Origin of the sequence: Asticcacaulis sp. (assembly GCF_051956075.1) — a bacterium.
In the GTDB taxonomy this organism is placed as follows: Bacteria; Pseudomonadota; Alphaproteobacteria; order Caulobacterales; family Caulobacteraceae; genus Asticcacaulis.
Genome location: NZ_JBQCGA010000007.1, coordinates 1 through 12,010 on the forward strand (window position 1 = coordinate 1; position 12,010 = coordinate 12,010).

The window sequence follows — 12,010 nt, forward strand, 5'->3', positions numbered from 1 at the left end:
GACGGAACGGCTGGCGCAGCTCGAAGCGCAGAAGAAGACGCTGCAAGCGCGTTTGACCAAGGAAGAACGGGCGCGCGATACGCGGCGGAAGGTGCTGCTTGGGGCGCTGGTGCTGCACCGGATCGAAGACGGCTCGGCGGCCACGTCGGATTATCTGAAAGACTTTGTCCGGCGCGAGCTGGGCGGCTTCCTGACGCGCGAACGGGACGTGCTTCTGTTCGATGATCTGTTGCCGGACGAGAAGCTTCAGGACGCCAGAGGCAAGGCGGCGTTTGGCGACAAGGCCTGATGATCATGTTCAACGAACTGTTCGCCGTCGGGCGGGCGCTGCGCAACCTCGCTGTCTGGTGCGTACGCAACCCTGTCTCCATGCTGATCTGCCTGATCCTGAGCCCGGTCACTGTCGCGATCTACCTGGTGCGGAACGGCGCATGGTTGCTGGTCTTTGTCTTCATTGCCGCCCTGATCGAACTCGTGGCGGAGCATTATGCGCCCAGGTGGCTGTTCAAGCTCATCTGCACCATGCTGGGGATACTGCTCCTGATCTCCATCTTCCGCATCCTGACCTGGCCCTTACTGATGCACTTCGGGGATCGCGGCGGCGATGCGCATGGCACGGCGCGGTTCGCGGCGGATGGAGAGGTAAAACACCTGCTCTCCGACTTGAGCGGATCGGGCCTAGTGATCGGGCGAGAACAGAAGTCGGGGCGGCTCTTACGCTATGACGGTCCGGCCCATCTTCTGACAATGGCGCCGACGCGCTCCGGCAAGGGCGTCGGGACCGTGATCCCGAACCTTCTATGTCTCGATAGGTCCATCCTGTGCATCGACCCGAAGGGGGAGAATGTGCAGGTGACCGCTCAGGTGAGGAAGCGGTTCGGGCGGGTGCTGGTGCTGGACCCGTTTGGCGTCACCGCTGAACCCTGCGCCAGTTATAATCCGCTGGCTGCTCTGGATGCGGGCAGCATCGACGTCGCCGAGGATGCGGCGGTGATCGCGGAAGCCCTCGTTTATGACGATCCGCATGCGCAGGGCGAGGCCCACTGGAATGAGGAAGCCAAGGCGCTGATTGCGGGCATGATCCTGCATATCGTCTCATGCGAAGAGGCGGAAGACCGCAACCTCGGACGGCTTCGGGAGTATCTGACCCTGTCGTCGGATCATATGCTGACCCTGTTGTCCGAGATGCAATCGTCAAAGGCCTGCAACGGGCTGGTTGCGCGGGCGGCCAACCGGCAGCTTGGCAAGTCGGACCGGGAGGCCACGGGCGTTTTGTCCTCGGCGCAGCGGCATACGCATTTTCTGGATAGTCCGAGAATGGCGAGCGTCCTCTCCCGTTCGGACTTCAGCTTCGGCGATCTGAAGGATGGCGTTTGCACCGTCTATCTCGTCCTGCCGCCGGATCGGATGGAGGCCTATGCGCGCTGGCTGCGGCTGATGGTGACGCAGAGTCTGAACGCGATGGCGAGGACGCCGCGCACATCGCAAAAGCCCGTCCTGTTCCTGCTGGATGAGTTTGCCGCATTGGGTCATCTGGCGCCGGTGGAGCGGGCGTTCGGCTTGATGGCGGGGTATGGCGTCCAGCTCTGGGCCATCCTTCAGGACGTGCATCAGCTTAAGGCGACCTACGCCCGGCATGCGGGGACGTTCCTGTCCAATGCAGGCGTCCTTCAGGTCTTCGGCGTCAACGATCATGACAGCGCCCGCCTCGTCTCCGATCTGCTCGGACAGGCCACCGTCGTCTTCTCCGCCATGAGCCGCAATCTCGACTCCAACGACAGCGGCATAAGCTGGTCCGATCAGCATATCGGCAGGCCCCTGCTCACCCCCGATGAGGTGCGTAATCTGCCGGAGACGACGCAGTTGCTGTTCCTCAATGGGATGAGGCCCGTCGTGGCCAGGAAGATCAGGTATTTTGAGGAAAGGGAATTTGTGGGAAGGTGAAGGTGATCGGGTTCATGATGGGAGCAGATGGTTCTTCGACGCGTCAGGTCAGTCGCCAAGATTCAGATAATACCGTGTCGATTTGCGATCGCCCGTTCGGGTGAGCGCCCTCATCTCGACCAGCGCCGCCAGGTCGCGCGTGGCGGTCGCTGACAGCGCGCCGGTGATGGTCATATAGTTGCCTGCGCTCAAGCCGCCTTTGAAGCCGTCGGGGCCTTCGGCGAACATGCGCAGCAGCGCCTTCTCCTGCCGCAGATTGAGATCGAATTTGATCCTGCGCAGCAGCTTGGTCTTAGCGAGAATGAACTCGATCTGCGTCAGGGTGCGTTTCTGAGCTTGAAGCGCCTGATCGGCGAACCAGATAAGCCAGTCCGTGACCTCAAGCGTCCGGCTCGCGCGCTCCAGGGCGGCGTAATAGGCTTTGCGATGCTTGAGCAGGGTTCCCGACAGACCCGTGATGACGGGCGTGGATAACCCCTGCGCCAGCGCTTTCTCCGAGATCGCACGGCCCGCGCGGCCATTGCCGTCCTCAAACGGGTGGATGCTTTCGAACCAGAGGTGAGCAAGACCTGCGCGCGTCACGGCAGGCAAGGCCTGAGCTTGACCCGGCCCTGTCGCCATGAACCAGTCCAGAAAGCGGGCCATCTCTGAAGGAACACGCTCAGACGGCGGGGCCTCATAATGCACCTTCCGGTCATAGATGGCGCCGGAGACGATCTGCATCGGCTCGGCGTCCGTGCGATAGCGGCCTATGTCGCTTAGGTCGTCGCGACCGCGCATCAGCAAGCGGTGCCAGCGCAGCAATGTCACCTCGTCGAGCGGCGCGGCCAGATCGCGGTAGAGATCGACCATCATCTCGGCGATACCCGTCTCGGCGGGCGTGGCGGATCGTCTGCCGGGCGCAAGGCCAAGCTGGCGCTGGATGGAGGACTGCACGCTATCCCGGTCCAGATGTTCGCCTTCGATCGCCGAGGTGTCCACGGCTTCATGGCTGAGGATCTCGACGCTGAGGTTCTGTTGCTCTGGCGCGCTGAGATGTTTGGACACGCCGATACTGACGCCCGCGCCTTCGATAAAGGCGGTCTCGGCGGCGGCGAGTTTGCGCGCATCCCAACGAAAGTTCGGCCAGTCGTCCTGCTGCCAGTTCCAGATCATGATCGATAAATATCCGATTTATAGATCATGAACTTACGGCATGATGATTGATAAATCCACTCCCTATCCATCATAATTTGTGGCGGCATATGAGTTGCGTGAACCGCAGGCGACGTGCGCATCATGGCGACATCGCCGCGCGGGCCGTCTTCATCCGCCGCAGGATTTGCGCGCGGCACAGGTCCATCACCGCCTGCCAGCGATAGCCCACCTCTTCGTCGCCGCGCATCGCTTCGGCGATGGCGTACATTTCCAGCAGTTGCAGGTCGGTGAGGCCGCCGTCGCAAACGGCCTCGGTCGCCTCGCGAAACGCCTCCGGCTCAAAGCCCGGCAGGTTCGTCCTTTCCGGCTCAGTATCCTGCCCGGACATGCGGGTGGTCACCACCGCCTCGATGCGCGCCAGCGGTTCTTGGAATGGCTCAGCGGTCAGGTCGCAATTCCAGTCATGGACCAGGAAATAGAGGTTCAGAAGCTCGCCATCGGGCATATCGGGAGAGAACAGCTTGTCGATGACCTGCAACTCCCTCTGCCCATAGCCGAAGGCCGGAATGTCTGCGTCGGGCAGTTCGTCCTGAAGGCGGCGGTCTGTTATGCGTTTAATCATGATCGCCTCCATCATCAGTGGGCAGATTGACGCCCTGGTGCCCCAACAGGCGGCGCACGTGCGTCGTGCAGGCCCAGGCGTCAAAGCTATGTCGCCGGTCGTAGGGCCTCTGAGGATTCATGCGACGCAACAACTGGGCTCGCGATAAGTCGGCGACGCTTGTCCACGCTGAGCCCTTGTCCTGATCATCCCAACTCAGCATGTACAGATTCACCAGGCAATCGCTCGGGAGATTGCCGGTAAGAACCGCTGACAGCGCCTCTTCGCCCTGGTCAGGATAATCAAACGAAGGCCAGTTGGCGGAAAACCGGACATAAAGGGTGATGCCGTCCTTACGCAGAAATGCCTGATTAAGTTCCGTAGGCAATGTTGGTTGCGTAGTTGGATTTGCCCGAACAGAACTAGCACAGAGAGATAGTATCGTTATAGGGGCATGTAGTAGGGTTATCCGGCTACCGAGAGAATCGCGGCTATTAATCGGGCGAAAAGACAGGCAGCAGCACACCCGTCCAACCACTTGTTGACTTTAGGCGTCGACCTTTTGCTGAGTTTCGAAAGGATGCAATTAAATGGATATCATTGCGAAAATATCTTCAGGTATCGCAGGATGGTTGACATTCGAAGATATGAAAGGAAACGTCCGTCATCATGATGAAAGCGTCTTGTATCCTCCCATTACAGAAATTGCATCGCGCAATGGCTATGAAGTAGAACGGGAGTTTCCCTTGCCTCGTAAAACGAAACAGCGCGGCAGCTCCAAGGAGGTCGACTTCCTGTTGTTGAACGAGAGGAAAAAAGTGGCCGTTCTTCTCGAGATAAAGTTCAAGAAGTACGCCAAAACGATGATGGGCGGGATTTCAATGGATGCACTCAAAATAAGAGACATTACTTTCAGCGACATCAACGCCGGCATCGGGAGGAAAAAACTGAAAATGCCTGATCTTACAGGTGCGTGGAAAGTTAGAAAGGCCGTAATGATTGTTTGGCGCGAAGGCGAGATCGTCAAGCTCATGAACCAAAAAGAACAAAAACCGATCAGACGGCAATTTATGAAACTGCTATCGTTTATGTTCGAGGATCCCAAAACTGTCTCAGCAAAGCAGTTCGCAACCGCTTTCATCCCCGGCGCGCGAGTCGCAACTGTCGGAAAAGCGATGGGGCAGATCCGATGGGCCTCCACCGTGACACATAAAAAATATTGGGTCGCGGCCTTTTGCAAGGTCGATGAATGGTCGAATTTATCTTGAGGGTAAGTGCCGATATCGTTGAAAAAGTCGGTTTTCGAGTAATTTCAAAGAATAATTTGGCCCTAACGCCCGACCGCGAAATTTCACGCGAGGGGAGCTGGAGACCCGCAAAAAACTGTGGCGCAAATGGGCTTGGGATGATTCACTGGCTCCACCGCCACCGGGGAGCGCCTTATGGATCCGCAGTCTTTATTCAGCCTGAACGATCACCTTGAACCTGGCGGCCTTTATACGGCTCTTCCAAGCGTAAAAGCCGCTCATGCTGACGCCGAACAGGGCGCAACTGCGGCGGACAGGAACGATGGCCTTCTCCGCATCAATAACCCGAAACATCATTTCGTGGTCTCCCGCGCGAAGAAGGCGGCTGCTTTTTTTAAAAGGTCGCGCTCCTGGCGCAAAATCTCATTCTCTTTGCGAAGCCGCGCCAGCTCCTTGCTGGCGTCTGAGTGCGGCCCCGACAAAAGATCGGCCTCCCGATGTTGCGTCAGCCAGCGCGTCAGCGTCGACTTCCCAATCCCCAGATCTTCTGCAATTGCGGCAACAGACCGGCCACTTGTCTCAACAAGACGCACCGCCTCGGCGCGAAACTCCGGCGTCACGCCAGCATGACGACCACGCCCGCCTAATGTCTTCTTCTCGTCCTCCATGGATCAAACTCCTAGCAAATTTTAGAAGTTCGCTCTCCACTTTTTCCGGGCAAGTCCACCTTGCTGCAGACCTGCAAAATGAACGAGAGCGACCCACTGGCTTGGTTGACGCAGACGCTGACGCGTATCGCCAACCGTTGGCCGAGCAGCGAAATCGAAGCCCTGATGCCCTGAAACCACAAGACCTAAACGGCCACGGCTACGCGCTTACTTATTTTCAAGCGACACTCGGATTTCTTCTATCATTTGACGTTTCAAATTTGCGCATAGTTCACGGTAACGACAGCTTTAAGATAAGCTCATGAGTGTCGTGACGTGCAATTCTTGTTTTCAAATTTCCTCCCAGCGTCGAGAAGCGAGATGAAATTTTCTCCGATTCTATTTTGTAGTGTTGCTCGGCTATTTCTTTCACCCTCTCTCCGCTCAGCCCATTCGATGCCGTACCAGCGGGGAAGGTTATGATCGCTGATGCCCCACGTTGTGCTAGAATATTCAAAAGGCGGTCGAAGGCCGCTGCTGAACGCCGACCTACACTAAAATCTGAATTAGGCCGCTCCTCCGGCGGTGGGTAGCGTCCCGTGCCCTCGGCAGCACTGGCTTCCCCACGCGCAATTGTCTCAAGCACGTGATAAAAGCGACTGTAGTGAACCCCTGAATAGGGTGGATCAAGAAACGCAATATCTCCAGGGCGTGCGCGTTCAGCAACTTCTAACGCGTCGCCGCACACTGCCTCGCCCAACTTCCTCGAAAACTTCAATGCGATATCAGCGGCAGAAGTCTTAACAGTTGTTATGAGATCGCGCCGCCATGCTTCAATCAAGAAGCGCCCTGCGGTCTCATTGGCCTTAAACGGTTGTGCAGTATGCCCCGGAGAGGCAGTTGCTCTACTAGCTGCCTGAATAAGGCTAGCAAGCGCTACGTTTCGATATTCAGGATCTAGGGGAAGGCTGATGCGCAAAGCATCGATCCACAGTGCTTGCAAGGGGGAAAAATAATATCCACCATACCGAAGTGTAATAGGCCACCCGAAGGCCTTTTCACACAACGACCTTGCAGTTTGTGCCGCAAACTGGACTGGAAGCTCTTTCAACTGGGTTTGCAAATTCTCAGCGTAGATAAATCTCCGCTTGCCGGATAATCGACCTCTCGCTCGTTCAAACCAGTCGTCAATCCAGCGGTCGTCTTCAAGTGGGCGCGTTCTAGTAATTACCGACGCCGCCAATACCGTCGAATACAACTGAAGGTCTGACGCTATGACCGGAACATCGTACTTCTGCCCCACATGCCATGCCACAGCGGCTGAACCAGTAAACAGATCGAGGACGCGAGCAGCGCCGGTAATGCTGCTGTCCAATGCCTCGCCCAATCCGCTTTTAAGCATGACTCGTTTCGAGCCCATGTATTTCATCTAATTAATGCCCAAAGAACTGCCCGATCTGCCTCACATAGCTTCGCTCGTCCGAGCTCGTATGCTTATCGCCGTTCGGCTCCTTCAAGTCCGCCCGTGTCCACGGGCTTAATCCCATTCGGCGTTCTGCTGGCCTCCGGTTTCGTCGTGCTTGCCAGCCTCACCATGAAACACTTTCTCGATGATTTCGTTCTGCGCGTGGCGGGCGCGGCGCACATTGATGGCGGACGCGTCGAGGGTGTTCTTGATGTGGGCGGCATAGAAGCGCTCGATCATTTCAACCGAGGTGCGGCAGTTCTTCGCGATCTGATAGATATCGGCCCCTTCCATCAGGCGCATGCAGATATAGGTGTGGCGTAAGGAATAGGCGGTCCGCGCCTGGCCGTCGCGGTCATATTTGAGCTGGTAGGCGTCGAGGACGCGATTGAACATCTTGACCTGATCGCCAGGGAAGAGCGGATCCTGCGGTTCGGGATAAATCTCAACAATGGCCTCGACCACCTCCCCTCGCCGCTCTTTACGCAAGCGCTCAACCTGCCGCCCAGTGACGACCGGCTTGGGCCGTGAGAGAAGCCGCTTATACGGGAAGACAGCACCCGGCATGGACTTGCAATAACCAACGCCGCGCTTGCCGCGCACCTCGATCTCTAAAATCTCCTCGCCGGTGCCCGCATCGCGCACAATGGTCACGTCGCGATGCTGGAGGTTCTTCGCCTCGTCGGGACGAAGCCCGGTATTGCCCATGAACAGAACGAAGTCATGCAATTGCTCGGCGCTCCAGCGATGGCGCGGGCCCGCCTCTTGCGCATGCGCACGCGTCGCCTGATAGAGGGCCTTATATTCCGCCGGTGAGAACCACGGACGATGCACGACCTTGCCCTGGGTGCGATAGGGTGCCGATAAGTCCGGCAGCGAAGTCAGCCAGCCGTGCCGAAGCGCCGTCTTCAACACCTGGCGCAGGGTGACGATTTCATCATGGAGGGTGGAGCGTGAGGGCGGGCGTGTCGGCTTCTGCGCCTCACCGTCCTTCGCCCTGGCGGGCTTGCGTCCGCTCTGCCCGGCGCGATGGACGCGATAATCCTGCACCTTGCCCGCCGTCACCTCCGAGATGCCGAGATTGCCGAAGAAAGGCCGAAGGTGCAGCCGCAACCGCATGCGATGGCCTTCAACCCACCGCTCGCTGCGCTGCCCTTCCGTGATCGCCACATATTCGCGTTCGAACTGATCGGCGACCTTGTCGAAGGTGATTTCCTTCTTCTGGATCAGGCCCGCGCGCGCCATGCCGCGCAGGTTCAGATACCAGTCCTCCGCCGCCACCTTGGCCAGAGCCAGATCGTCCTCCCGCGTCGAGGCGCGGTGCTGCACGCCGTTGATGGAGGCCGAACAATGCCAAACCCGCGTCGTGCGCCGATAGAGCTGAACCTTGCCGCTTAAAATCTCGTGCCGTGTCATCGCAAATCCCTAGCTTTTGCGTGTGCAAAGCCATCATGCGACTCCTGGTCGAGATTGTCAAATCGGTGTGCTAGACCGGTGCTAGGCCTAAAATGCAGAAAGCCTCCCGAGGGAGGCTGAGAACGTATTGATTTTGTGTTGTTTTTGGTTGCGGGGGCCAGATTTGGTCGCACCCCACATTCTCGCGGCTCCGAACCCTTGTTCATTTTGCGAGCAGCGGCTTAGTCGTGCGACCAGTAGAGCTTAACCACGGTAGTGCCGTCGAATTGTGACATTGGCATCCCCAAAGATACAGACCTCAGCTATTTTCCACCCTTGCCCAGCGTTTGCAACCGCTCCGAAAGAAAATAGATCCCTAGGAGAGAGGTGAAGATTAACTGCCATAGAAGAAAGAACACGACGCAAAAAATGATAAGATCGACCGCCACAAACACCAAATCTGGCCGAATTAATGCGCCATGAGTCTTATTCTCGATTATAGGCCACGCTTTAGTAAAAAATATAAGCAATCCAAAAAGTATAAGAGAAGCGAAAGATAGGTAGCCGAAAAGATATGATATGAATTGTCGGTAGGTTAATTCAACATCAACATAGTCATTTTCATCATTATTCCAGAATTTGAGGCTAGCTCCCTCACCGTCTAATACGTCATCGATCCCTGGACGGTCAAACGTAGCGACTGCGGCTAAAGCCGCCATGTAGAACGCTATCAACAGAGCAAGCAAGTCTTGAAGGCTTTTAGCGAGGCCCGGATGCTTATGGATTACAGCTGGCTGGCCTAAAGCATAAGTGACCAATACGGTTAAAATTGAGAACAAAATAGGCAGGTAATAATCATACATAGCTTTAGATTGCAAAGAGCTTTTACCTTCTTTTATAAGAAGGTATTTACATGGTGTCAGCAATTGCTTGACGAACCAAAGCATTCCTATTTCCAAAATTCATCGGATTCTAACAAAATGTGCATCTTCGACACAATTTGTGGAGAAAGTTTAGCATAACATTGTGCGAGTTCCTGAGGGAAATCGGTGAGCCGAATCGACCTAACGAACAACTGATCAAGCGCATTTTCTTCGTCAACCGGAACCCTCGGCTCACTACTACGGCCGCCTGGTAGATCATTGACCTTGAACGATATTGTATCAAAATCCTGCTCCTTGGCGTAGCTTAGGATGCCTTTTACGAGAGCGGTTACTTTGTTTTTGTCTTTCTCAGGTGTCACCGCCAAAACAATTTGATGGCGTTGCTTCCTAATCATGTCGCCTTCGCCCGGCCCCTGATATTGTTCCGCCTTCTTGGATAGAGTGATCCTACTCAAGGTTCCTTGCCTCAAATCTTTTGCCAACGCTTCAGAAGGAACTTTACTGACTTCGATTCGAGGTCGATAAGGGCGATGGCTCGTCACCAATTTGCCGCTTGTGCGCGTGAAAAATTCATACGTGTACTGTGGATTGTTCTCCAAGGCGCGTTCGACGATCTGATCAAATGCGGTTAAAATGGAACTGCTTGGGACGTGGGGCATTTGTTCGAGGCACGCACGATGATATCCGTTTTGATCCTTCGTTGAAATGATCAAGTGAGCTGACCACCCAGGGCTCTCGCTGGGTTCTGCCGATGGCGTCCGGACAGAATTGTCAACCGGATTTAGAAACGCGGGGCTCACGGCATTGGGATCGCCTCGGTTAATCAAAATTGCCACGTAGTTCTTCGAGATATCTCTGTGAATTTGAGCGATGTAAATTTGGTTCTTTTCATCTTGGCTCGGGTCTCCGAGGTCGATCGGCTTATTTTCCTTTCCGAGATAGATCCTCGCGCGGCCACGCCCAAACTCACCTTCCAGAACGGAGATGACTTCGTCCAAGGTCGCAACACAACCTCGTCGAACGGCCTCCTGCGGGAACGCTCGTGCGGATATCCGCCATTGGAACACCCTTCGCTCATGTTTAGATAGTATCGCCATTTCGCCCCTCGAACTGAACTTGCCTGTAAAACCTTAATTCTGCAACGGCAAGGTTGCAACCCAGAGAAGCATGGCTGAGGGGTTTCGGAGCCATTGCTGAAGGCTAAGGCACGAAAAATTGTGCGGGTGTGGTCGGGAAAATTCTTACATTTCTTACATGGCTGTTTTTATTGAGGAAATCACATAATATTTTTCTTACATGAACATAACCAGATTAGGGTCTCAAAACCTGATTTTTCGTCATATTTTTATCTAATAAATTCAATGATGTAAGTTTTTTGTCTCGAAAATATTATGTTTGGTAATGGTGCAAGCCTTACATTCTTAGTCCGCATAGACGATTGATTTTAAAAGACTTTTTCGCGTATTTTGTCGGTCGCCGCCAAAATATTATGGATGTAAGACTTTTCCCGCCTACCTCCCACATTGGCTGGCTTGGCCACGCTGAAATTCTCAACGCGGGCCCGTGACAACCAACTCCGGAAATAGGCCCTGCGCGCGCAACTTTTCGCCATGACGCCGCCTGCAACCCCATGTGACGCAAGCCTTTACTCTGTCCCGACTTGCCGCCTCCCAGCCGGTGCATCAAAGCCGATATGAGTAGTGGGCGGGCGAGGCGTGGGGACGAGCGCGGCGCGCCGGGGCCGCTGGCGAATCATCGGCAGCGCCCCCGCCCCGCCTTCGCGCATGCGAAAGCCCCGCCGGACGTGCCGACGGGGCCGGTGGTCCCGCTCGCGATGTCGCGTCAGTTGCTGATGATCAGCTCCCGCGCCTGCTGGCTGTTAGCCATGCCGCCGACGGTATAGCGCAGCCCGACCTCCTCCATCTCGAACCCGGCGAAGATCTCTCGCACGTCCGGATGATCGTTCAGGCTCAGGATGAACCGCCCGCTGATCCGCCTGAGCTGCCCGGCCATAGCCACGAACTGCGACCGATCGAACAGCTCGCGCCCATAGTCCCCCTCGCAGCCATAATAGGGTGGGTCCAGGTAGAACAGCGTCCCTGCCCGATCATAGCGTCGGATGAACTCCGACCAGGGCAGGCGCTCGATCGTCACCCCGGCCAGCCGCTCGTGCAGATCCTCCAGCATCGGCGCCACCTTCGTGACATCGAACCGCGCAGGCCGCCCCATACTGACCCCAAAATTTCGCCGCGCCACCTTCCCGCCGAAGGCCAGCTTCTGCAGGTACAGAAACCGCGCCGACCTCTGCAGATCCGTCAACGTCCCCGGATCCTGCGCCGCAAGCCGCTCGAACTCCGTCCGGCTGCTAATCTGAAACCGCAGCATGTCGAGGAACGCCTGATAATGATGACGCACCACCCGAAAGAAGGTCGCCACATCCTCGCTATAGTCGTTGATCACCTCGGCCTTCGGTCGCGCCTCTCGCCGCAGGAACACCCCGCCCATGCCGACAAACACCTCGGCATAGGTGACGTGCGGCACAGCGGCGATACGCGCGGCCAGTCGCCGCGCCAGCGCTTTCTTGCCGCCGATATAGGGCGCCACCGGACGCACCGGCGCGACGGGGGATAAGTGCAAAGGCACCATTGCTCAATCTCCAAATGTTCGCTTAATGTTCCAAGGCCTGTAAA

11 protein-coding genes and 2 pseudogenes are annotated in these 12,010 nt (G+C 56.3%); 4 read left to right on the forward strand and 9 right to left on the reverse strand.

Annotated elements, in window-relative coordinates; all coding sequences use genetic code 11:
• Both ACTHLA_RS01415 and ACTHLA_RS01420 read left to right on the forward strand, forming a co-directional pair.
• Positions 1 to 289 (forward strand): hypothetical protein (locus ACTHLA_RS01415; RefSeq protein ID WP_440184501.1); only part of this gene is annotated, 289 nt, incomplete at its 5' end.
• Positions 290 to 294: 5 nt separating this feature from the next.
• A complete protein-coding gene (locus ACTHLA_RS01420) occupies positions 295 to 1,944 on the forward strand; it encodes a type IV secretory system conjugative DNA transfer family protein (RefSeq protein WP_440184504.1) in 1,650 nt (549 codons plus the stop codon).
• Positions 1,945 to 1,992: 48 nt separating this feature from the next.
• Here ACTHLA_RS01420 and ACTHLA_RS01425 read toward each other — a convergent pair whose 3' ends face one another.
• The 3 genes from ACTHLA_RS01425 to ACTHLA_RS01435 form a co-directional block, all read right to left on the reverse strand.
• Entirely contained in the window at positions 1,993 to 3,099 is a 1,107-nt protein-coding gene (locus ACTHLA_RS01425; protein WP_440184507.1) for a Fic family protein, read from the reverse strand.
• A gap of 121 nt (positions 3,100 to 3,220) precedes the next feature.
• The gene (locus ACTHLA_RS01430; RefSeq protein ID WP_440184509.1) at positions 3,221 to 3,703 is read right to left on the reverse strand and encodes a hypothetical protein; all 483 of its coding nucleotides are present in this window, start codon (positions 3,701 to 3,703) and stop codon (positions 3,221 to 3,223) included.
• Entirely contained in the window at positions 3,696 to 4,070 is a 375-nt protein-coding gene (locus tag ACTHLA_RS01435; protein ID WP_440184511.1) for a hypothetical protein, read from the reverse strand. Before ACTHLA_RS01435 ends, ACTHLA_RS01430 begins: the two co-directional genes overlap by 8 nt.
• Positions 4,071 to 4,272: 202 nt before the next feature.
• Between ACTHLA_RS01435 and ACTHLA_RS01440 the strand changes: the two genes are divergently transcribed.
• Positions 4,273 to 4,950: a hypothetical protein gene (locus tag ACTHLA_RS01440; protein ID WP_440184513.1), complete on the forward strand. Its 678-nt coding sequence runs from the start codon at positions 4,273 to 4,275 to the stop codon at positions 4,948 to 4,950.
• A gap of 216 nt (positions 4,951 to 5,166) precedes the next feature.
• Here ACTHLA_RS01440 and ACTHLA_RS01445 read toward each other — a convergent pair.
• Positions 5,167 to 5,597 (reverse strand): annotated as a pseudogene (locus tag ACTHLA_RS01445) (transposase); the annotation flags it as partial.
• A 54-nt stretch (positions 5,598 to 5,651) separates the two neighbouring features.
• Here ACTHLA_RS01445 and ACTHLA_RS01450 point away from each other — a divergent pair.
• Positions 5,652 to 5,771: pseudogene (locus tag ACTHLA_RS01450) on the forward strand (transposase domain-containing protein); the annotation flags it as partial.
• A 97-nt stretch (positions 5,772 to 5,868) separates the two neighbouring features.
• Here ACTHLA_RS01450 and ACTHLA_RS01455 read toward each other — a convergent pair.
• The 5 genes from ACTHLA_RS01455 to ACTHLA_RS01475 all read right to left on the reverse strand — a co-directional run bounded on the left by ACTHLA_RS01455 (position 5,869) and on the right by ACTHLA_RS01475 (position 11,966).
• Positions 5,869 to 7,005: a DNA adenine methylase gene (locus tag ACTHLA_RS01455; protein ID WP_440184515.1), complete on the reverse strand. Its 1,137-nt coding sequence runs from the start codon at positions 7,003 to 7,005 to the stop codon at positions 5,869 to 5,871.
• 108 nt (positions 7,006 to 7,113) lie between these two features.
• Positions 7,114 to 8,457 carry a tyrosine-type recombinase/integrase gene (locus ACTHLA_RS01460; RefSeq protein ID WP_440184518.1) on the reverse strand — a complete coding sequence of 448 codons (1,344 nt, stop codon included), beginning with the start codon at positions 8,455 to 8,457 and terminating at the stop codon, positions 7,114 to 7,116.
• Positions 8,458 to 8,759: 302 nt separating this feature from the next.
• Positions 8,760 to 9,383: a hypothetical protein gene (locus ACTHLA_RS01465; RefSeq protein WP_440184521.1), complete on the reverse strand. Its 624-nt coding sequence runs from the start codon at positions 9,381 to 9,383 to the stop codon at positions 8,760 to 8,762.
• A 2-nt stretch (positions 9,384 to 9,385) separates the two neighbouring features.
• Positions 9,386 to 10,318 (reverse strand): hypothetical protein, encoded by a 933-nt coding sequence (locus ACTHLA_RS01470; protein WP_440184523.1) that lies wholly within the window; start codon positions 10,316 to 10,318, stop codon positions 9,386 to 9,388.
• An 844-nt stretch (positions 10,319 to 11,162) separates the two neighbouring features.
• Positions 11,163 to 11,966, reverse strand: coding sequence for a DNA adenine methylase (locus ACTHLA_RS01475; protein ID WP_440184526.1), 804 nt, complete (start codon positions 11,964 to 11,966; stop codon positions 11,163 to 11,165).
• Between the last annotated feature and the right edge of the window lie 44 nt (positions 11,967 to 12,010).

What these genes read in the sequence shown, in the direction of transcription:
- ACTHLA_RS01420 (WP_440184504.1), top strand. Translation starts at nt 295, where the DNA reads ATGTTCAACGAACTGTTCGCCGTCGGGCGGGCGCTGCGCAACCTCGCT.
- ACTHLA_RS01455 (WP_440184515.1), bottom strand. Translation starts at nt 7,005, where the DNA reads ATGAAATACATGGGCTCGAAACGAGTCATGCTTAAAAGCGGATTGGGC.
- ACTHLA_RS01460 (WP_440184518.1), bottom strand. Translation starts at nt 8,457, where the DNA reads ATGACACGGCACGAGATTTTAAGCGGCAAGGTTCAGCTCTATCGGCGC.
- ACTHLA_RS01475 (WP_440184526.1), bottom strand. Translation starts at nt 11,966, where the DNA reads ATGGTGCCTTTGCACTTATCCCCCGTCGCGCCGGTGCGTCCGGTGGCG.
- ACTHLA_RS01425 (WP_440184507.1), bottom strand. Translation starts at nt 3,099, where the DNA reads ATGATCTGGAACTGGCAGCAGGACGACTGGCCGAACTTTCGTTGGGAT.
- ACTHLA_RS01440 (WP_440184513.1), top strand. Translation starts at nt 4,273, where the DNA reads ATGGATATCATTGCGAAAATATCTTCAGGTATCGCAGGATGGTTGACA.
- ACTHLA_RS01465 (WP_440184521.1), bottom strand. Translation starts at nt 9,383, where the DNA reads ATGCTTTGGTTCGTCAAGCAATTGCTGACACCATGTAAATACCTTCTT.
- ACTHLA_RS01430 (WP_440184509.1), bottom strand. Translation starts at nt 3,703, where the DNA reads ATGATTAAACGCATAACAGACCGCCGCCTTCAGGACGAACTGCCCGAC.